The organism is Paraglaciecola sp. (assembly GCF_039942875.1).
GTDB lineage: Bacteria > Pseudomonadota > Gammaproteobacteria > Enterobacterales > Alteromonadaceae > Paraglaciecola.
The window spans coordinates 79,903-102,075 of the sequence record NZ_JBDVBQ010000027.1 but is presented as its reverse complement, the minus strand read 5'-3'; the positions used below and the strand labels follow the sequence as shown (position 1 = coordinate 102,075).

16 protein-coding genes and 3 tRNA genes are annotated in these 22,173 nt (G+C 39.7%); 3 read left to right on the top strand and 16 right to left on the bottom strand.

Features of this window, described 5'->3' with window-relative positions; all coding sequences use genetic code 11:
* Positions 1-80: 80 nt before the first annotated feature.
* Positions 81-2,723, bottom strand: a complete 2,643-nt coding sequence (gene topA, locus ABJE44_RS10670; RefSeq protein WP_348110715.1) for a type I DNA topoisomerase — start codon at positions 2,721-2,723, stop codon at positions 81-83.
* A gap of 289 nt (positions 2,724-3,012) precedes the next feature.
* Here topA and astB point away from each other — a divergent pair, with 289 nt between their 5' ends.
* Positions 3,013-4,353, top strand: coding sequence for an N-succinylarginine dihydrolase (gene astB / locus ABJE44_RS10665; protein ID WP_348110714.1), 1,341 nt, complete (start codon positions 3,013-3,015; stop codon positions 4,351-4,353).
* Positions 4,354-4,417: 64 nt separating this feature from the next.
* On the opposite strand, the gene ABJE44_RS10660 is transcribed toward astB, so the two are convergent.
* Positions 4,418-6,601, bottom strand: a complete 2,184-nt coding sequence (locus tag ABJE44_RS10660; RefSeq protein ID WP_348110712.1) for an Ig-like domain-containing protein — start codon at positions 6,599-6,601, stop codon at positions 4,418-4,420.
* Positions 6,602-6,791: 190 nt separating this feature from the next.
* Here ABJE44_RS10660 and ABJE44_RS10655 point away from each other — a divergent pair, with 190 nt between their 5' ends.
* Positions 6,792-8,168 carry a dicarboxylate/amino acid:cation symporter gene (locus ABJE44_RS10655; RefSeq protein WP_348110711.1) on the top strand — a complete coding sequence of 459 codons (1,377 nt, stop codon included), beginning with the start codon at positions 6,792-6,794 and terminating at the stop codon, positions 8,166-8,168.
* Between the two features lie 82 nt (positions 8,169-8,250).
* Here ABJE44_RS10655 and ABJE44_RS10650 read toward each other — a convergent pair whose 3' ends face one another.
* The 8 genes from ABJE44_RS10650 to dnaQ form a co-directional block, all read right to left on the bottom strand.
* Positions 8,251-9,486, bottom strand: coding sequence for a lipoprotein-releasing ABC transporter permease subunit (locus ABJE44_RS10650; RefSeq protein ID WP_348110709.1), 1,236 nt, complete (start codon positions 9,484-9,486; stop codon positions 8,251-8,253).
* Positions 9,486-10,178, bottom strand: a complete 693-nt coding sequence (lolD, locus tag ABJE44_RS10645; protein ID WP_348110707.1) for a lipoprotein-releasing ABC transporter ATP-binding protein LolD — start codon at positions 10,176-10,178, stop codon at positions 9,486-9,488. Before lolD ends, ABJE44_RS10650 begins: the two co-directional genes overlap by 1 nt.
* Positions 10,179-10,193: 15 nt before the next feature.
* Positions 10,194-11,258, bottom strand: coding sequence for a CNNM domain-containing protein (locus ABJE44_RS10640; protein WP_348110705.1), 1,065 nt, complete (start codon positions 11,256-11,258; stop codon positions 10,194-10,196).
* A gap of 165 nt (positions 11,259-11,423) precedes the next feature.
* Positions 11,424-11,500: transfer RNA gene (locus ABJE44_RS10635), tRNA-Asp, on the bottom strand.
* A gap of 29 nt (positions 11,501-11,529) precedes the next feature.
* Positions 11,530-11,606 (bottom strand) — tRNA-Asp (locus tag ABJE44_RS10630).
* A gap of 87 nt (positions 11,607-11,693) precedes the next feature.
* Positions 11,694-11,770, bottom strand: a tRNA-Asp gene (locus tag ABJE44_RS10625).
* 192 nt (positions 11,771-11,962) lie between these two features.
* Complete coding sequence (locus ABJE44_RS10620) at positions 11,963-13,384, bottom strand: TIGR03503 family protein (RefSeq protein WP_348110758.1); 1,422 nt, start codon at positions 13,382-13,384, stop codon at positions 11,963-11,965.
* 106 nt (positions 13,385-13,490) lie between these two features.
* Positions 13,491-14,198, bottom strand: coding sequence for a DNA polymerase III subunit epsilon (gene dnaQ / locus ABJE44_RS10615; RefSeq protein ID WP_133469647.1), 708 nt, complete (start codon positions 14,196-14,198; stop codon positions 13,491-13,493).
* Between the two features lie 111 nt (positions 14,199-14,309).
* On the opposite strand from dnaQ, the gene rnhA reads away from it, so the two are divergent.
* Positions 14,310-14,771 (top strand): ribonuclease HI, encoded by a 462-nt coding sequence (rnhA, locus tag ABJE44_RS10610; protein ID WP_348110702.1) that lies wholly within the window; start codon positions 14,310-14,312, stop codon positions 14,769-14,771.
* A gap of 40 nt (positions 14,772-14,811) precedes the next feature.
* Here the strand turns inward: rnhA and ABJE44_RS10605 are convergent, their stop codons facing one another.
* The 6 genes from ABJE44_RS10605 to ABJE44_RS10580 all read right to left on the bottom strand — a co-directional run bounded on the left by ABJE44_RS10605 (position 14,812) and on the right by ABJE44_RS10580 (position 22,136).
* On the bottom strand, positions 14,812-15,165 hold the full coding sequence (locus ABJE44_RS10605) for a VOC family protein (protein ID WP_348110700.1): 354 nt from the start codon (positions 15,163-15,165) through the stop codon (positions 14,812-14,814).
* A gap of 212 nt (positions 15,166-15,377) precedes the next feature.
* Positions 15,378-16,619 (bottom strand): alginate export family protein, encoded by a 1,242-nt coding sequence (locus tag ABJE44_RS10600; RefSeq protein ID WP_348110698.1) that lies wholly within the window; start codon positions 16,617-16,619, stop codon positions 15,378-15,380.
* 126 nt (positions 16,620-16,745) lie between these two features.
* On the bottom strand, positions 16,746-17,606 hold the full coding sequence (locus ABJE44_RS10595; RefSeq protein WP_348110696.1) for an ABC transporter ATP-binding protein: 861 nt from the start codon (positions 17,604-17,606) through the stop codon (positions 16,746-16,748).
* A gap of 34 nt (positions 17,607-17,640) precedes the next feature.
* Positions 17,641-18,558: an ABC transporter permease gene (locus ABJE44_RS10590; RefSeq protein WP_348110757.1), complete on the bottom strand. Its 918-nt coding sequence runs from the start codon at positions 18,556-18,558 to the stop codon at positions 17,641-17,643.
* A gap of 122 nt (positions 18,559-18,680) precedes the next feature.
* Positions 18,681-20,105 carry a CmpA/NrtA family ABC transporter substrate-binding protein gene (locus tag ABJE44_RS10585; RefSeq protein ID WP_348110694.1) on the bottom strand — a complete coding sequence of 475 codons (1,425 nt, stop codon included), beginning with the start codon at positions 20,103-20,105 and terminating at the stop codon, positions 18,681-18,683.
* A 321-nt stretch (positions 20,106-20,426) separates the two neighbouring features.
* Positions 20,427-22,136 (bottom strand): bifunctional protein-serine/threonine kinase/phosphatase, encoded by a 1,710-nt coding sequence (locus ABJE44_RS10580; protein ID WP_348110692.1) that lies wholly within the window; start codon positions 22,134-22,136, stop codon positions 20,427-20,429.
* Positions 22,137-22,173 lie beyond the last annotated feature (37 nt).

Genomic DNA, 22,173 nt, shown 5'->3' with positions numbered 1-22,173 from the left:
AATTGCCATTATTAACAAAGTTATAAAAATATGGCAGCACCCTAGGGTACTGCCATGTTGTTTATCGCAGAAAACCAAGCTTACTTTTTAGGTTTCTTACGTTTATCTTCTACTTGCCATTTTCCGTCGGTACACCAAGCAGACCAGCCAGTTGCTTTACCTTCTTCATTTTCAGACATCACATATTGTTGCTTCGTCTTACGACTATATCGAACAATAGTAGGGTTACCATCTGGATCTTTATCTGGAGCATCCGCTAAATAATAAAACTTAGGTGATATTCTGTCTCTAAATCGTGCTAACTCAGCCACTTGTGGTGCACGAGTCTCTCTAGATTTAGGGAAGTTATGGGCCGCCAAAAATATACCCGAGGCACCATCTCGCAATACAAAGTGAGCATCTGATTTAACACAAGGTAATTCAGGTAAATCTGTTGGATCTTCTTTAGGTGGCGCAGCTTCACCATTTCTGAGTAATTTACGAGTATTTTTACAGTCTTCGTTAGTACACCCAAAATACTTACCAAAGCGCCCACTTTTTAGCTCCATGTCAGATTGACATTTATCGCACTCTATAATTGGACCTTCATATCCTTTAATTTTAAAGGTGCCCGATTCAACCTCAACGCCTTCACAGGTTGGTGTGTTACCACATACATGCAGTTTTCTAGTTTCATCAACTAAATAACTATCCATAGCAGTACCACATAAATTACAACGACGTTTAGAACGCAATGCTTCAGTTTCTAACTCTTCTTCATCATCGACCTTAACGACTTCATCACCAGAAGTAAGGTTTCTGGTGCCAGTACATCTCTCTTTCGGCGGCAGGTTGTAGCCTGAACATCCTAAAAACACCCCTGTACTGGCGGTACGTACATTCATAGGACGGCCACACTTAGGGCATTCTATATCGGTGGGAACAGCTTGATTTAAGCGCATTCCGCCTTCTTCAGGTGCTTTCTCTGCTATATGAAGTTTCTGCTCAAAGTCTTCGTAAAATTCGTTTAACACGCCTTTCCAAGAAGCATTTCCGTCAGCTATTTCATCAAGCTGTTGCTCCATATTCGCGGTAAAGTCGTAACTAATAAGATCATCGAAATTCTCCAATAACCTGTCATTAACAATTTCACCCATTTTCTCTGCATAGAAACGTTTATTTTCAATTCTGGCGTAACCTCTGTCCTGAATCGTTGAAATAATACTGGCATAGGTAGATGGGCGACCAATACCTCGTTTCTCTAGTTCTTTTACTAACGACGCTTCATTAAATCGTGCTACGGGTTTAGTAAAATGTTGTTTGGGATCTAAGCCGTTAAGCGTTAAATTTTCGCCTTCTTTAACATCTGGCAATAATAGATCTTCATCGCCTTTTTTACGCTGAGGATTCTGAACTTTGGTCCAACCATCAAATTTTAAAACACGGCCTTTGGCTGTCAATTCAAATTCTCCAGCCTTAACACGTATGGTACTTGCATCGTATTTTGCAGGTGTCATTTGACAAGCTACAAATTGACGCCAAATTAGTTCATATAAACGCTGTGCATCTCGCTCAACATCGCCTAAAGATTCTGACTTCACCAGAACATTAGAAGGGCGAATCGCTTCATGGGCCTCTTGCGCCCCTTCTTTACTTCCATATTTAAGTGGATTCTCAGGCAAATACTTATTGCCAAAGTTATCGGTAATATAATCACGACAGCTATCAACTGCGTCTTTACTTAAATTGGTAGAATCTGTTCGCATATAAGTAATGTGACCAGCTTCATACAAACGCTGTGCCATCATCATGGTTTTCTTGACGCCAAAACCCAACCTAGTACTAGCCGCTTGTTGTAAAGTTGAGGTAATAAACGGTGCAGAGGGCTTACTTTGAGTAGGCCTAGATTCGCGACTTGCAACTTGATAGTCAGCTTGCTCTAAAAACTTTACCGCTTTATCCGTTTGCTCTTTGTTGGTGGGTTTAAATGCCGCGCCGTTTTCTTTTACGACTTGCATTTTCAGCTTGGCTTTTTGGGCTGTATTTAGATCAGCATGCACATCCCAGAACTCCTCAGGAACAAATGCTTTAATTTCTCTTTCTCGTTCAACCACAAGCCTCACAGCAACTGACTGCACTCGCCCAGCAGATAGACCCCTAGCGACCTTCTTCCATAACAAAGGCGACACCATAAAACCCACGATACGGTCTAAGAAGCGTCTAGCTTGCTGAGCATTCACCCGTTCAATGTTCAACTCACCTGGGGCAGCAAACGCTTCTTGGATAGCATTTTGAGTGATCTCATTAAACACAACCCGTTGGAACTCTTTCCCTGGCTCATCAATGAGTTCACGAAGGTGCCACGCTATGGCTTCTCCTTCTCTATCCAAATCCGTTGCGAGATAAACGGTATCGGCGTTCTTAGCTAATTTTTTTAATTCATTTACAACTTTCTCTTTACCTTCTAGTACATCGTAATGAGCTTTCCAGTCGTGTTTTGGATCGATACCCATGCGATCTACAAGTTTTTTGTATTCGTAATCTCTAAGGTAATTTTCACGTTTCTTTTCTGATAATAGTTTTAATTCTTTTGCTGGTTTTTTAGGCGCAACTTTCCCAACAGCCTTATGAGGAAGATCCCTAACGTGTCCGACACTAGATTTAACAATAAAATTTTTGCCGAGATATTTATTAATTGTTTTTGCCTTTGCCGGTGATTCGACAATGACCAATGATTTTGCCATAAATTGATTTTAACCTTTGATTTTTATAGGTTTTTAATAATAAGAGGGTCTAAAGCTAGTCCCTGCCTCTTTAAAATGCTTTTTAACATATATCGACAAAATGAATAGAAAACAAGTTCTTCTTCATACTTATTTATTTATGCCTTTTACAAACACAAGAATACTGTTTACTTTTTGACCGCACGGATTGGCAGGGCAAACAAAAGCAGTATAATGCCCCGCAAAAGCCAATAAGTTAACTAAAAACTACACCTAATTACTAAGGCACCCTGCCTAATGAGAGATATTTATGAAGCAATTTGAAGCCAATTTTGACGGTCTAGTCGGCCCGACTCACAATTATGCTGGTTTATCTGTTGGGAACGTCGCATCCTTAAGTAATGCTAGCGCTTCTAGCAGCCCTAAACAAGCCGCTAAGCAGGGGTTACGTAAAATGAAGGCCCTAGCCGACCTAGGCATGGTTCAAGGTGTCCTCGCCCCTCAGGAGCGCCCTGATGTAACATCTCTACGTCGCTTGGGCTTCTCTGGCAGCGATGCAAACGTTTTAGCGTCTGCTGCAAAACAAGCTCCGGCTATTTTTCAAGCGTGTTGCTCAGCTTCAAGTATGTGGACCGCCAATGCAGCTACTGTGTCACCTAGTGCCGATACCGAAGATGGAAAAGTCCACTTCACACCAGCAAACTTAACCAATAAATATCACAGGTCACTAGAGCCCCAAGTCACAGGAAACATATTAAAGGCGACATTTAACGATAGTCATTATTTTAGTCATCATACTCACTTACCAGATAATGAGCATTTTGGTGATGAAGGCGCTGCTAACCATACCCGTTTATGCTCTGAGTATGGAGAAGCTGGAGTGGAGCTGTTTGTATATGGCCGTCACGCATTTGATCATAGCAAACCTGCCCCAAGCAAATTCCCTGCAAGACAAACGCTAGAAGCAAGTCAAGCTGTGGCGAGGTTACATGGTTTGTCAGATAAAAACGTGGTTTATATTCAACAGAACCCTGACGTAATTGACCAAGGTGTATTTCATAATGATGTCATTGCAGTAGGTAATCAAAATGTGCTTTTTTATCATGAACAAGCATTTCTAGACTCTGCCTCAGCTATGGACGAAATCAAACGAAAATTTGGTCACAACGAATTACACTTACTATGTGTAAAAACAACTGAAGTAAGTGTTGAGGATGCCATTAAAAGCTACTTGTTTAATACCCAAATTATTACTTTGGCTAATGGTGAAATGGCCATTATTGCGCCCACGAATTGCCAGGAAAATCCAAGGGTTCACAAGTATTTATCAAATATAGCGGCACAACATACCCCCATAAAACATGTTCATTACTATGATGTTAAAGAAAGTATGCGTAATGGTGGTGGACCAGCTTGCTTGCGCTTACGAGTAGCCATGACTGCAGAAGAGCACCAAGCTCTAAATCAACATACTTTGATGAATGATGCTCAATTCGAACGTTTAAATACTTGGGTAGATAATCACTATAGAGATACTTTAAATGTGGCAGATTTAGCCGACCCACAATTATTAATCGAGTCCAGAACGGCTTTAGATGAACTGACTCAATTATTAAAACTAGGTTCCGTATACCCGTTTCAGCAGGATTAAACTTTTAAATCTCTAAGAATAAAGCTCGGATTAACCGAGCTTTACTTTTTACATAATGATTAATTTAATTAACATCATTACAATTAACGCCGGTTCCATAAGGGCTATTAGGGGGAGGTGATGTTTCATCTGTTAGGTCAGAAGACGCAACAGTTAAACTAAAGTTTTGAGTTTCTGATGCTTCACTACCGGCAGATTCGCCATTGACGGCAATGGTTATATCTACCCATGCACCAAACTGTTTAGCATAACTCACATCAATTAACATTTGACCATTTTCATCGGTTAAACCCGTTGCTGGAATTGAAGCTACATTACCTGGTGTTAACTGTTCATCACCATTCTCATCTTCTCCTTCATCTAACAAGCCATTACCATTTATGTCCTCGTTATCGCAGGTAGCGGTGACAATTGAATACCAAACATCTTGATCTTCATCAAATTCCCAATAGCCTTTGCGGTAAACACCCCCAGAAGAAAAAGACTGTGGAGTGGCAGAAAAAGATAAGTCTACGTTTTCAACTGGATTTGAATTGGGGTCCGTTACAAAAATTGAGAACTCTTTTGAATATGAGGAATCAGTAGGGATCTCAATCAACCTACCGGTACCAATAGAGATATCAAATGCACGGTTACCAACAGTTAAACTTACAAATTCAGACACCTCTGGAGATGATCCATCAACGGTAGCGTAAACTTTCACAGCTTCAAAGGTGCTTACCGCATTTGATGTATAAACTGTGGTTGCGATGCCGCTGCCATCAGTAGTTGCTTGATTCACAGAAATATTGCCACCGCTAACATCGTCTACCAAAAAGTTAATGACTTTACCTTTTACTAGGTTACCTTCTTCATCTCGAACTACTGCAGTGATAGTACTGGTTTCACCATCTGGACCCACTGAATCAGGAGACGCATCAACAATAATACTATTGGCTTCGGCTGCAATAAATTCAACTTCGGTTGATGCACTTACTTGATTACCATCACCGTCAACACCTGTGGCTGATAAAGAAGCAAAACCAGCATTATCTGAGCCTAGGGATACGGTGACTTGGCCGTTTGCATCCGTAATTGAATCCGACGCTATAATGTTACCTCGGGAGGTCGTAAAAGATACAGTGCCCCCTGCAAAAGCTTCACTATCTTTAAGCCACGTAAGGGTAAGAGTAACTTGTTCATTTAGGGTCACCTCACGAGCTGGTAACGCAGTAAAAGAGAAGTCATCCTCTTGGATAACAATATCAAAGCTACCTTCTGCATTAAGTGCTGTGGCAGTGACTGTATCTGTACCTGAAACACTACCAGAATATTGGACAGTGGCTTGTCCACTCGTGTTAGTGGTTACGGACGTAGAACTTACCGTCCCATTGATTGTACTAACTGTAACAGGTTCGTTTTCAATGCCATTCCCATCTGAGTCTACCAAACTAATGGTTACTGTGACGGGTGCATCGATAATAGCAGATGACGCGGCATCAACATTCACCTCTGTACCAACAACATCTATATCAATTGATTCAGAAAACACTGAGGACTGTGCTGAAACAACAATAGTGCGGTTTTCTTGGTTATTTTGGGTGGTTAAAGTTGCTCTTGCTGTTCCATCTGCTTCAGTTGTACCTTGTGTTATTTGTAAACTTGCACCTGAATCTGCTGAAAAAGTTACATCTATACCTTCAAGCAACACATTATTTGCATCTTTAACTAAAGCAATTAATTCTATTTCATCTGTACCACTTGAAGCGAGTTGGATAGCACTGGCATATAAGTCTAATGATGCTGGTTGTTCACTCACTTGAGTCGTACCGGTTGAATTGTAAGTAGTTGTTTCTGTTTCACCAGAATCAAGTTGTGCAGTTATCAGTCCTGCTCCAGAACTGGCGCCTACTAAAATTTCTATTGTAGCTACACCATTACTGTTGGTAGAAGCCGTACCCGCATCGTTTCCAAATTCTGCCAGCCCTTCGGGTTGCAACGAGTAGGTAATTAAACTATCGGTTACTGGGTCACCGTTAGAGTCATAAACAAGTGCGGTTAAAGTTAATGGTGTACCTTCTGCTAAGTCCGATGAAACATCTCCATTAGCATCTGTTAATGTTAACTCTATTGTCGTTGTCACTGAGACATCAGTATCAGTATCTGTAGTGCTGTCATCATCATCTCTGGAAATGCTTCCCCCACCCCCACATGAAAAAAGACTCACCAGAGCCAATACACCAAAAAGAGTTTTAAAACGTAAAATCATATACCTTTCCTATCCAATTATAAGGTTTGAGTTTGTTACTGATGTACTTTAACTATTCAGCTTAGCGAACAAACTTGGTAATCTATAGTTGATTACTTTACTAAAGCTAATTAAATGGCTCGTGTATTAAGGTTTATCGCAAACATTTAATCACAGCGTCAACTAACAAAAACAAAAGCTTAGGATTTTCATGACCAAATCTAATCATGTATCACCACCAAAATCAGCAAATCCCAAAATGGGTCTTACCGCTCGTATCTTTATCGGCATGATCGCCGGAATAGTTATCGGAGCATTACTAAATCGGTTATTTGATGATAGCGGAGATTTTTCGTTTAGTGTATTGGGGATACAGGTTTCTACGTATGCACTTTTAGTCGACGGTATATTTAACGTAATTGGTTCAATTTTTATTGCCAGCTTAAAAATGCTTGTTGTCCCCCTGGTATTTGTATCTTTAGTTTGCGGTACATCAAGTTTATCTGATCCCTCCAAACTAGGTCGTTTGGGTGGTAAATCTATTTTACTTTACATAGGCACCACAGCCATTGCCATCAGCTTAGCAGTAGGCTTTGCTCTATTGGTTGCACCTGGAGATGGACTAAACCTGGAAACAAATGCAACCTACGTTGCCAAAGAAGCGCCTTCATTAGGCCAAGTTATTATTAACATGATGCCTACCAATCCAATCAATGCAATGGCCCAAGGCAACATGTTGCAGATCATTGTATTTGCTGTTTTATTCGGTATTGCGATGACTATGACAGGGGCAACAGGGAAACGTCTAACTGCGGTGTTTGATGACCTAAGCGTGGTTATTATGAAGTTAGTCACAATATTGATGAATTTAGCCCCATATGGCGTGTTCGCACTAATGGCAAAGTTATTTTCAACTGTTGATTTTGATACGATAAAAAGTCTAATTAAATACTTTGCGTTAGTAATGTTTGTGTTAGGTGTCCATGCGTTTGTTTCTTACCCAATAATTTTAAAATTATTAAGTGGATTAAACCCTCTAATTTTACTTAGAAAAATGCGAGATGCAGCATTGTTTGCATTTAGTACATCCAGTAGTAGTGCTACCTTACCTATTACTATGGAAACAGCGACCAAAAAATTAGGTGTCAAATCATCTGTTGCATCTTTTACCGTGCCATTAGGTTCAACCATTAACATGGATGGCACCGCAATTATGCAAGGTGTCGCTACTGTATTTATTGCTCAAGTTTACGCTGTAGATTTAAGCTTAAGTGATTATATGATGGTGATCCTAACGGCAACATTAGCATCTGTAGGTACCGCTGGCGTGCCAGGTGTAGGTCTGATTATGCTTGCTATGGTGTTACAACAGGTTAATTTACCGGTAGAGGGGATTGCGTTAATTATCGGTGTGGACAGATTACTGGATATGACTAGAACCGCAGTTAATGTAACTGGTGATTGTATGGTGGCCTGTATTGTAGGAAAAAGTGAAAACGAACTTGATACCCATACCTACAATGATTTAGAAGCAGGATTGAAAGAAGAAGAACTCCACTTGGAAGATATAAATAAAAAATCTAGTTAAAAAAGTGGTGTGATAAAAAAAGGGCTACAAGGTTTAACTTTGCAGCCCTTTTTTAATAAACATAATTTAATTTCTCGGGTTATCAATGACCTAAAACTTTTGCAGGGTTTATTCTAGAAGCCTTAATAGCAGGGTAAATAGTAGCCAAAATACTCAATCCAATCGCTATAGACGCAGTCAAATAAACATCATGCCACTCTAATTTTGATGGCAAAAAATCGATAAAATAAACATCCCCTGATAAAAACTGGATACCAAATAGACCTTCAATAAATAGTGAAATATCTGCCAAATATATAGAGAACATAACGCCTAATACAACTCCACATAAGGTCCCTATAATGCCATTGAAGGTACCTTGCATCATAAACACTAATATAATCAAACTGTTGTCTGCTCCTATACTTTTGAGCATAGCAATTTCACTTTGTTTTTCGTTCACTGCCATGACCAAGCTGGAAACAATATTAAAACACGCTACAGCGATAACCAAAGATAAAGCGATATATACGACCGCTCTTACTAATTGAATATCTTGGTATAAATTCCCATCGCTAATTGTCCAATTAGACATATATACCTCAGGTTTTAATCCATACCCAATTTCTTGAGTTAGGTTCTGAGCTTCAAAAGGATCGTCAAACCTCAAGCGAATACCTTGGGCTCCTTGTGTAATATTTTGGGTCTCTGCTGCCAAAGACATATGCATAAAACCTGTATAGTTATTTAGTTCCCCTCCAAGTTCTAAGCTGCCCACAACCTTAAGAGTTAATGACTTAGGAGCACTCAAACTTAAATCGTCTGTTAACTGAGGTAAGAGTATTTGAACCTTATCCCCTACTTTTAAACTGAGTGTTTTAAGTAAGCCTTTTCCTAAAAAAACACTAGAAGGGTCATCTTTAAAATCTTGCCATTCACTTGTAGAGACCAAAGCCGGTAAAAAACCACTTGCGGCATAAGAAGGTTCGAGCCCAGTTATTTCCACGGTTTTCATTTTATTGCCCTTTTGTAACATACCAGTTGCTTTTACATAAGGCTCAACAAATGTCACTTTTGGATGAGCTTTCAATTGAGTTATTTCACCTTCCCAATCGTTAATACCTTGACGATATACCGACTTAAACTCAGCATGAGGGATTATAGACAGAAGCTGTTCTTTTAACTCTTTTTCAAAGCCATTCATAACTGATAACAGTAAAATCAACACAAAACAGCCCAAACCAATACCAATAGTCGATGAGGCTGAAATAAATGAAATGAAGCCATTTTGGCGTTTATTAGAACGAAAACGCCAAGCTAACAACCAAATTAAGTGCACTAAATGCCACTCACATCATTTGCAGTTAACGTACCTTCAATCAAATTTAGTGAGCGGTCTAAACGGCTAGCTAATTTGATGTCATGGGTGACAACCACAAAGCTGGTTTGCATTTGTGTACGTAAATCACTTAATAATTGATAGATACTTTCACCGGTTTTTTGATCTAGATTACCCGTAGGTTCGTCAGCCAAAATTAATTGTGGCTCTGTCACTAGGGCTCGCGCTATTGCAACCCGCTGTCGCTCACCACCAGACAATTCAGATGGTTTGTGAAGACTTCTGTTTGCTAACCCAACTTTCTCCAACATAGCCGAGGCCCTTTGATTTGATTCTTTGATAGAGACTTTACCAATCATCAATGGCATGGCTACGTTTTCTAAGGCGTTAAACTCTGGTAGTAAATGATGGAATTGATAAACAAAGCCCAAAGACTGGTTTCTAAACTGCGCTTGCTGACGCTGAGAAAACTCGAATATATTTTTACCTTCAAATAATACACGACCTTGAGTAGGCTTATCTAATGCACCTAAAAGGTGTAGCAAGGTACTTTTACCAGAGCCAGAACTGCCTACAATAGCCACCTGTTCCGCTTTGTTAATTGAAAAATTGAGATTACTTAAAACGGTTACGCTATTTTCAGCTTCGTTATATTCTTTACTTAAGCCTACGCAAGACAGTAACTCACCCATAATCAAAATCTAATCCTAATCAACTTTTTGACCCTTAAACTTACTCAATCGTTTTCGTTCTCGTCTTTTAGACAATATTTTAGCTAACTTACGCATACTCACGACCTGATCTTTCTCATCAATAATATCAATGCCGAATAAGCTTTCTACTAAGTCCTCAACGGTTAGTATGCCTTCAAGGCCTCCGTATTCATCAACTAACAACAGCATGTTACTACGCTTAGAATGCAATAATTCAAAGCCTTTTGCTAATGGCATACTACTTAATATTGTTACCATTTCATGGGCGTAAGTTTTAACTAATTTATCACCATGCCCTTTAGAAAAGGCCAACAACAAGTCTGATTTAAGAACATAACCATTAATATTTTCAGGCTCGTTGAATTCATAAATAGGAATACGTGAAAACGTAACTTCCCCATGCTTATCGATAAATTCTGCAACCGTCATAAGCTCAGGAATTGAAAACACCACTGTTCGATGGGTCATCGCTTCCCGAACTTTTATATTTTTGAGGTTGAGCAGATTTTGCATTACTGTCGCTTCAGTAGCCGCAATTTGTCCTTCTTCCTGAGACAAAGCAGCCATAGCCGATAGCTCATCCCTACTCAAGCCTTTTAATGGTGACTCATCGTGCATTCTAGAGGTCAACATATTTGCAAGCCTCACTAAAGGCCACAAAATAAGGATCAAATATTTTAGAAAGTAAGCAGTTGCCGGTGCCAACTGACGCCAATAAGTCGCACCTAAGGTTTTAGGAATAATTTCAGAAAATACTAGTATCAACAAAGTTAAAACAGCAGAAGCAACGCCTAAATAAGCATCTCCAAATACAACAGCAGCTTGAGCACCTGCACCTGCAGCCCCCATTGTATGGGCTATAGTATTCAAACTTAAAATAGCTGCCAATGGCTGATTGATGTCTGTTACTTGTGAACGTAACAAACTCCCTGCTGCACCATTACCTTTTTCGAGAACTGAGATATAGGCGGAAGAAACACTCAGAATAACGGCCTCGGCAACTGAGCAGATAAACGAAAATCCCAATGCAATAAAAATATATAGTAACAACAAAAGCATTTTGATGACTTCTCTGGCGGATATGTAAAAGCTAGTAAATTTAGGAGGTAAAGCTTATCAAAACATTGATCTGCAAGCTAGGTAACAATAACGCCTAGTTAGATAACCCATGAATTAAATTTAATAAAAGAAGTAAATAAGATGATTTAAAACTAGCAAATTTATTGGCGGAGTGGACGAGACTCGAACTCGCGACCCCCGGCGTGACAGGCCGGTATTCTAACCAACTGAACTACCACTCCGCATATAAATTGCATATTTGTTTTGATGTTGGCGGAGTGGACGAGACTCGAACTCGCGACCCCCGGCGTGACAGGCCGGTATTCTAACCAACTGAACTACCACTCCAGCCGTAATCAAAACATTACTGTTTAATCAAATCTATAACACTAAGGTAAAATAAGTCTAAACAAGCAATATTGACAAAATTGAAATTGGCGGAGTGGACGAGACTCGAACTCGCGACCCCCGGCGTGACAGGCCGGTATTCTAACCAACTGAACTACCACTCCACAATCTTCAACATTATCAAACGGTTAGATAAGAAATATTGGATATCCCTCCTCAACCGCGGCGCAGATAATACGGGTTCGCATCATACTAGTCAATAGGTTTTTAGCATGAAATTCGCTTTAAATCGTTGATTGCTGCAGGATTAAGCAATTTGTCTAAATCTACAGCGAAGACACACTTATAAAAAGCATTTAAATGCTTAAATCTTTAAAACCTTCGTCTGCTTGTTTAGGTTTTTCTTTAATTTCATCAGCAGCCTGCTTTACTACTTTTGGTTGGCGCTTAAATAACTTCGCAAAAAATCCAGCGGGCTTTTCTGTTTCAGTCTCATCCTTAATATTAAGTTTCGGTTCTGGCTTTATTCTTTGGACTAACTTCCTAATAGAAAACGTAGGCCTTTTTCCCAATATAAACCAATAAATTAAAGCACCACCAACTAAAATCAACAATCCGTTAATAGCAATCACTAAACTGTACAAACTGGCCTTGGACATCTTTTCATCTTCAAGCACCTGCTGATCCACCTGAAGATTATTGCCTGTGGTATCGTAGGGGTTACCTGCAGCCATAGATGTTTCTGTGACTTCTGGTTCAGGCTCTTCTGATAAAAATGTATACTCAGGAACATCTAAAATAAACTCTCTACCGTCTACAGTATTTCCGTATGCTGTAAGCTTGACGCGATATACCCCATAGTCATAGTTAACGATTAAATATTCCCGTACATCCGCAGACATATCGGTAATAGAAAAATTTTGGATATCTCCATTTGGAAAACGCACTTTGCCATCAATAAGCAAAGTTGAAATATCTACATGTTCTCGCAGAGCATCTACCTTTAACTTATGGTAACCGTCTCCCCCTCCATCTAATTCCACATCTACTTTAATGGGATTTGCAAATAATTTTATTGGGGGGTCCACCTGTTCTCTAGAATACATGGGAGTGGACACCTTAAACATAGGGATCCACTCTCCATCAGCAATGGCCAAATTGAATTGCCCCGTAAATACACCATCTAAAGGAACTTCATCCATGCCCCTACCATCATCTTCAAAAGTGGCTACCGTTTCGATTTTGGCCCCAAAGTTATTAAAGTCTGGGTTATTGGTACTCGCTAACGTAATAGTTAACTCAACTACATCGCGAAAAGCAGCGTAGTCGATTGGTACACCATTATTGGTTAGATAAGCGGTTTGTTTTAGAATTTCACCAGAAAAAACTATGTTAGGTAAAGGATCTGCGTGTAAAGCTAAATCACTTATAACCATAACACGACTACCATCTTGAATTTGACCAACGGCTTGCCATGGACCAGGAGTCGGCTTTTTTAGACTAACCATGTCGTAGGTAGCAGTATCAAACCAGAAAATATCTTCGCCATTAGCACTTGATTGAAATATCTTTGAACCATCCGGTTTTACAAGGACGACGGGCGCTGAGCCATACTCTCGGAAGAAAATCATAGTGACCTCTTCCACTTCATAATCAATTCTAAAGCGGTTTTGCAGTAACTCAATATTATTGTGAAATTCATTTCCTAATTGAGTCAATGGCGGCTCTTTAGTCTGGGGTAACACTGAGCTGTCAGATTGGGAAACAGGCGCTATCATTTCATCCGCGGCATAAGTACATACACTTAGTAATGTAACCACAGATAACAAATATGCAGATATAAGCCTTTTTGACATTTACTTTCAACTCATAATAAAACGGCGATTATTGGCGCCACAAACTGACACCACCTTCTTTCACAACTAAGTCTAAACGGCTTTCATGTTGTTCTAATTCATCGGCCGTTGCCTTTACAACCTTTAGCGGTTTTCTATCTATGGGCAAGCGACGAATCATTTCTACTTGCACACCTGAGTCTCCACTTGACTTACCACTTAGGTTTAGATCAGTTTGTCCGCCAGTCATCATTAGATAAACATCGGCTAAAATTTCTGAATCGAGTAAGGCTCCGTGCTTCTCTCGGTGAGAGTTATCAATACCATAACGTTTACAAAGGGCATCAAGATTATTCTTTTGACCAGGATGAATCTTCCTAGCTAAGTCTAATGTGTCTAAGACAGTGCAAATTTGCGACGTTTCTTTAATATGGTTACCCAGTAACCTTCGAAACTCATGATCCATAAAGCCAATATCAAAGGGGGCGTTATGAATAACCAATTCAGCCCCATTAATAAACTCGATAAAGTCTTTTGCAATATGACTAAATAAAGGTTTATCGGCTAAATATTCATTGGTAATCCCATGTACTTCAATCGCCTCTTGTTCCACTAAGCGTTCTGGGTTGACATATACATGATAGGTTCGACCCGTTAATTTACGGTTTATCATTTCTACGCATCCAATTTCAATGATGCGATGCCCTTGCTTTGGATCTATTCCTGTGGTCTCTGTATCTAATACTATCTGACGCATTTCACTCTCTTTTGCTTGAGTAGCTAGTTTTACTTTAAGTTATTATACTGGGCTAAATTTTTAATTCTCGAAATTTATCTAATTTCTATTTACTTAAACTAATAGGCACTTATGAAACAAGTTGACATTTATACAGACGGCTCGTGTTTAGGCAACCCAGGGCCAGGCGGCTATGGTGCCGTGTTAAAATTTGATAAACACCGCAAAGAGCTTAGCCAAGGCTTTAAACACACCACTAATAACAGAATGGAATTATTAGCCACTATAGAGTCACTGGCAACATTAAGTGAGCCTTGTGCAGTAAATCTAACCACTGATAGCCAATATGTAAAAAATGGAATTAATCAGTGGATAAAAAACTGGCGTAAAAATGGCTGGCGAACCGCGGCTAAAAAACCAGTTAAAAATGTAGATATGTGGAAGCGTCTTGATGAACAAGTTAATCGCCATAAAGTGAGTTGGTTTTGGGTTAAGGGCCACTCTGGCCACCCTGACAACGAAGCTTGTGATCAACTCGCTAGACAAGCAGCTGAGGGTAAAAATTTAATTGAAGATGTGGGCTTTTCAGAATAAAAGACACTCAAAACCATGGCGATAAGGTTACACCCTATCGCTATTTATCGCTCCACATAGCGTATTCGTTATTATTTCTGTCAAGAAAATGAAAGCGCCGCCCTCCAGGGAAATTAAATATAGGTGTTTTGATACTACCGCCGGCAGAAAGAATCGCCTGCTCGCTCTTGATTAGATCATCACTATACAAGACCACTAAAACACTACCGTGATCTGCAGACACACAGTTTTCAGATACATATAAGCCACCGTCAATGCCTGCACCACTTATTGCAGCATAATCGTCACCATAATCCACAAAATCCCAACCAAAAGCCTTTTTAAAAAAAGCTTTACTAGAAGCCAGAGCTTTCACAGGGATTTCAATATAATTAATTTTATGATGTTGACTCATGATTACCACCTTAATTAGTACTGCTATTAATTTCTTCGACAGCTAATAATTAACTTAATAGTTATGAGTAAGCAAGTATCCGTAGCTAAATTCTGTTTAAGTTTTTTGTGAAACATAAAAAAGCCCCCCAGTAATTAGTATATTCAATTATTGGGGGGCTCTTCAAATACCGACCTTAAAGGTAGCTCAAAGGAATAACTCTAGGTCAAACCCTAAAACTTAACGCCTACCCATGCCCACAACTTATCGGTGTCGTACTTTTTAAAAGTATCACTAACATCGCCAGCAGAATAAGCAGCATATTTAATGCCTGCGTTAAAATGTTTTCCAAATGCCTTAGCATAAGACACATTTAATTCAGACCCTAAGTCGTCGATTCCAGTATCAGCGGCATCATCAGCATCAAACATGTGGTAAGCTATTTTCCAGCCTCCACCGAATGCCTTACCAGCGAGTGAAACATTAGTATCCACTAGGCCTTGAGTTGGAGTAGCCAAAAACTGATCTGACCATCCATTGAATTTATGAAGCGTCGCCAGAGGCGTAGAAAATCCATAAGCACCATCATCAGAACCTAAGATCTCATAACCCAATTTTGCAGTGATACCAGAGAAAACCGCACCAGCTTCTAGATTTAAATATGAAGCGTCATATTCAGCAGTAGCAGATTCACTTGTTTGGCTTGCATACTCAGCGCGATAAATAATTTTTGCATCTCCAGCCTTGGTTGCACCAGCAAAACTAATACCAAACGTATCTAGAGCATTGTCAGTATCGTTATCTACTTCAAGTAAATAGCCATACCCTGTCAATGTACCCACTGATGTTTTGTAAGAAGCATTAATAAGGTGATCTTTAGCATCAAAGTCCGCGTCTTGACCAAAAATACGATTACGCTGAGTAATATAAGCGTATTGCAATGTTAAGTCTTTATTTGGTGTAACTTTGAAAGATGCTGCATCAAAAGTTTGTCTGTCTTGCCTCCAACCAACGTGACCAATAAAACGATGACCGTCCATTGTTATCACCTGACGCCCAACTTTTGCTGTTACCACATCATTTTTATATTGAACGTAACCTTGATCTAGCTCTGTATGCTCTGGGTCAGCAATGACCGAATAAACACCGGGATTATATCCACTTGGCCCTACAGTATAATCTCCCTGACCTAACACAATGCGAGAATCTTCTAATTCAACAGTTGCAGAAAATCCGCTTACGCTGCCCGTAGTGTAACCGAGACGTGTTCTTACAGTCAGTGCACTGGCATCTTTTGACTCGTTATCTTGTTCAACACTTTCATAACGTAGATTTAAATTTGCACTAGCCTTACCTGACGTTAACGCTTCAGTAATGCTATTTGCTTGTGCAGCAAAACTAGATGTACCTAATAATGCTAACCCTAGAGCAATGTTAAGGGCCGTTTTTTGAGGTTTAGTATTTAAAGTTTTCATGGTTTCTCTCTAATTTTAGGCGCAGTTAAAGAGTACGCCGATAAAAATCGGCGATCTAATACCGCTATTTTTTATAAATTATTTAACAATATTTAAATCTATATGACTGATTAATATAGACTTTACTTAAGCTACGCTGGCTCCATTGGAACTCGCTTTATTCTGCTTAGCTAATTTTTTACGGTGTTCATCAACCGACTCAACTTTGCGCTGTTTTTCATACAAAAATTTCAGCACTTCGTGGCGGTAATGATTGTATTCAGGGTTATCCGCAAGTTCGATTCGATTTCTAGGTCTAGCCAACTCAATAGGTAATATTTCACCTATCGTTGCAGCAGGCCCATTAGTCATCATCACTATCCGGTCTGATAACAACACAGCTTCATCTACATCATGGGTAATCATAATAACGGTATTGCCCAACTCAGCATGGATTTCCATTACCGAGTCTTGTAAGTGAGCACGAGTCAAAGCATCCAATGCGCCAAATGGTTCATCCATTAATAAGACTTTGGGCTCCATTGCTAATGCTCTAGCGATCCCTACCCTTTGCTTCATACCCCCAGAAATCTCAGCAGGCAATTTATCCGCAGCATGACTCATATGAACCAGCTCTAAATTATGTTCAACCCACTCTTTAATTTCTTTCTTAGAACGGCCATTCGGAGTCTGCTTTACCGCAAGCTCCACATTTTTATAGGCACTTAACCAAGGTAATAATGAATGGTTTTGAAATACTACAGCCCGCTCTGGGCCAGGTTCATTCACTTCTTGGTTATCTAATATCACACCACCATTAGTCGCTTGATAAAGCCCAGCCACTATATTCAACACCGTAGATTTACCACAGCCTGAGTGTCCAATTAATGAAATAAACTCGCCCTTATCAATACGTAAATTTACATTTTGAAGAGCAGTAAATGGCCCTTTAGGAGTAGGAAAATCAATGCCTACTTGAGTTAGTTCTAAATGATGTTTATTACTCATAACCTTTCCTTAAAATCGTTTTTAGTGACTGGATTTAACGCAATACAGCGCTTTTGTCCCAACTAACTTGTTTCTGTAGCATCAACATTAGTCTGTCTAAAATAAAACCAATCACACCTATGGTAAGAACCGCAACCATAATACGAGCTAGTGATTCTGAGCTTCCGTTTTGGAATTCATCCCAAACAAATTTTCCCAATCCGGGATTTTGAGCCAACATTTCTGCAGCAATGAGTACCATCCAACCTATCCCTAAGGACAATCTAAGACCGGTAAAAATAGCCGGTATAGAAGATGGAAGTACAATCTTGGTAACATGAGATAAAGCATTTAAACGTAAGACTTTACTCACATTTATCAAATCTGACTCTATGCTAGATACACCCACAGCCGTATTTATCAAGGTTGGCCATAAACAGCATAAAGATACAGTTACAGCTGAGGTGATAAATGACTTTGAAAACATAGGATCTGACGTGACATACACAGCACTGACCACCATAGTAACAAGTGGTAACCAAGCCAAAGGGGATACAGGTTTAAACAACTGAATAAGCGGATTAATGGCGGTATAAGCATTTTTACTCAAGCCACAAATAATTCCGATTGGTATGGCAATCAAAGACGCAACGACAAACCCAACTAAGACCGTATATAAACTGGTCCATATTTGCTCAAAGAATGTAGGCGCACCTGTAAAAGCTCGAATTTTTGGCTCATATGTTGGATCTTGCGCTACCCTAGCTGCGTTTCGCTCTTCTTGACGGGTGTAAAACACATCAGCTTTATCCATTTGTGCGTTATGTTCGTCAATTAAGGTCGTAGCCTGTTCCCATACGGCTGCAGGCCCAGGAAACTGCCCTAAAGAAGTATCAATATTCTTAGCCATTACACTCCACAAGCCAAGAAAAATAACTAAACCAATGAGAGGTAAAGCTGTAGCCCTCAACATGTCATTGATAGAAGGAATACGGATTTGTTTTACTTGACTAAAAATCATGGGAACCGCTTGTTGTTTAAACATTTTTAACACTCCTCGCAGGCGAGACTCCTCTCGCCTACATAAAAAACCGTTTAGATTTTGCTATCGCTTTTCAGTCCGATAGTAAATTTTTCTAAATAGGCATTAGGTTGAGTACCGTCGTATACTATGTTGTCAATAAAGTGTTTTTGAGCAGGTTTGAAACCAGACTCTGTAGCAAACTCTGGAAATTCTGAAGCCTTTGCCTTACCCTCAGCAATCAAAGACTTAGCAGCTTGAGCATAAATATCAGGGCGATAAACTTGCTTAGCAATATCTTTGAACCACTCATCAGACTTAGGCTCAGAGATTTGTCCCCATCTACGCATCTGAGTTAAGTACCAAATAGCATCACTATAGAAAGGATAGGTCGCGTTATAACGGAAGAATACGTTAAAATCAGGAACAGAACGTTTATCGCCTTTTTCATATTCAAAAGTACCTGTCATGCTGTTTGCAATGACTTCGTAATCTGCACCAACATACTGGCTTTTAGACAATATTTTTACAGCTTCAGGGCGGTTAGCATTATTATTCTCATCTAACCACATGGCCGCTCTGATCATTGCCTTAACCACACGAATATGAGTGTTAGGATATTTCTCAGCCCAAGTTTTACTGACACCAAAGACTTTCTCAGGATTGTCTTTCCAAATTTCGTAATCGGTTACCACTGGCACACCAATACCCTTAAATACTGCTTGCTGGTTCCATGGTTCACCTACGCAATATCCGTATATTGTTCCAGCTTCCATAGTAGCCGGCATTTGTGGTGGCGGTGTAACCGATAACAAAGCGTCAGCATCTAAAATCCCTTTGGTATCAGTACTGATCCCTTTAACGGCACCTTCAAGTGACGCATAGTAACCAGGGTGTATTCCACCCGCGGCTAACCAATAACGTAGTTCATAATTATGAGTAGATACAGGAAACACCATTCCCATGTTGAAAGGTTTACCTTTGCTCTTAAAGTCATCAACTACTGGTTTTAAAGCGTCGGCTTTAATAGGATGAACCGGCTTACCACCTTCGTGTGGCACATGCTTCTTCATCTCTTTCCAAATATCGTTAGAAACAGTGATGGCATTACCATTTAAGTCCATACTAAAAGCAGTAATGATGTCTGCTTTAGTACCATAACCAATAGTTGCACCAAGAGGTTGACCAGCCAACATATGAGCACCATCTAATTGGCCGTCAATAACCCTGTCTAATAGCACTTTCCAATTAGCTTGTGCTTCGATAGTGACGTACAAACCTTCATCTTCAAAGTAGCCTTTCTCATAAGCTACGGCCAGGGGTGCCATATCTGTTAATTTAATAAAACCAAACTTTAATTCTTCTTTTTCAGGCCAGCCCAATTTTTCCGCTGACGCTATATTACTGACTAAAGACCCAGTAAGCACAGCAGAGACTGCACCAACCCGAAGTACTTTAACCGCTGATTTTAATGAACTTAAAACTTTAAGACTTGCCATTACCGACTCCGAATTTTTTCCAAAAAAAAACCCGCAAAGACTCCAGGACATGGAAAGTCTTTGCGGGCTACATTGCCATGTAATCTTTTTTGCGTCATCGCAATAAAGATTACAAATAAATTTTTTAGAGCGCTGAACGCTTCTAATTATATAACGGTTAATATTTTAAGTATTTAAGTACCGTATGTACACGGATTAGCATCAATGATGCCAACTTTTAAAAACCATTAATTTCAATAGGTTACAACAAACTCACAATTTGAAACATTTGATATCTTTACCAAACAGGTGCATTGGTGCACCCATCAAGTGCTGTATTAGTTACTGAAATGCCAACAACATACAAATCAGCACAAACTGCCCGACACACAGAGCTTTATAAAACAACAAAGGGTCACGCTCTAATAAAGGACGTTTTGCCACTGCTCGCAACATGCCTTTATTAGGCTGCGACAAGTCCTGTAAAAACTCAGAGTAAGATTGATAACGTAACTCTGGGTTAGGCTGTAAAGCTTTACGTAAGGTTAAATCGAGCCATGGCGGCAAATCAGTTCGATACTTATTAAGAGGCTGATACATCCATTCGCTGTAAGATACGGGGATATAATCTTGATATTTAAATGCTTTGAAGGGTAAGCTTCCTGTCAGCATTTCGTAAATCACTGTCGCGACAGAAAACATATCACTCTGATGCGAACTAGTATGTTTAATCAGATACTCTGGGGCAATATAATGTACTGCGCCTACTACTACTTTTTCTACGGGTAATGAATTGGTTTCGGCTAAGGCCTTTACTAATACAGTTCCAAAGTCGATTAATTTTACTTCGCCTTGGTGGGTTATCATAACATTTTCGGGTTTTACATCTCTGTGTACCATATCTTTGCGCTGTAGCACTCTAAGTGCAGTTATAAGCTGAGTGATGATTTTACGGACCTGTTCTAAACTTGGCTCAGGGTTATCAAGCATCCATTGACGCAACGTTTGACCGTCAATATATTCGCAAATGTGATACATAAATCGAGCATCTTCTTTGCGTTTATATATCCCCATTACATTTGAATTCTTTATATGTTGACCTACCCATTCCTCCCGTAAAAAACCTGCTAAAAATACCGGGTCATCAGCAAAGTTTTGAGAGGGTGTTTTTAAGCCAAACACTTTACCATCTTCATCATTAACGACTTTATACAAACTGCTTCGGGTACCATTAAATACAGTTTGTATTATTCGGTACCCTTCTAACTTCATACCCACTTCTAAAGCAGGTGGTATAGCCAAGCGATTTATTTGCTTAGAGTGTTCATCTAAATCTGCCAAGGGTAGGTTTTGAACCTCAACTAACAAACAAGTCAGGTTGTCATTACTCCCCAATCTGAGTGCTTCATCTACGATATTCTTAGCACGCTCTTCAAGAGAGCCAGCTGCGGTCAAAAGTTGTTTAATTGTTTTATTTGATAAAAATTCATGCACACCATCAGAAGTAAACACAAATAGATCTTTTTGTTGTAACTCTACATTCGTCAAATCAACATCTAGATGAGCTTCAATACCCATAGCTCTGGTCAATACGTTTTTGCCCCCCTGACGTGATACATGATCTTTTGTAAGCTGTTCTAACTCACCACCTTGGAACCTTGTAATTCGACTGTCACCTGCGTGAAAGATAAACCCAGAGGTAGACTTAAAGATCATGCCACTAAAAGTAGTAATCATTTGGCTATGACCACCGTGCTCATAATCATGTTGGCCATGACACCAACGGTTTAACCCGTGAAGAACTTTTCCCGCAGCTCGTTTTACCGTCCATGTGGGTGGTGTTTGGTAATAATCTTGAATAAAGTTAGTGACACAGGTAATGGCGGCCTCTCGACCTCTAGCACAAACACTGACACCATCCGCAAGGGCAGCTACACCACCCTTAACGTCAGCATAATGATCTTTAGGAAGATAAGCTGCAAACGCATCCTGATTTTCTTCTTTAACGCCTTTGCAAGAAAAGCCACCAAACCCTAACTGTAATTTTTCCATGGAAAATCTGTGACCTATTGCAAAAGGTTAAACGCAA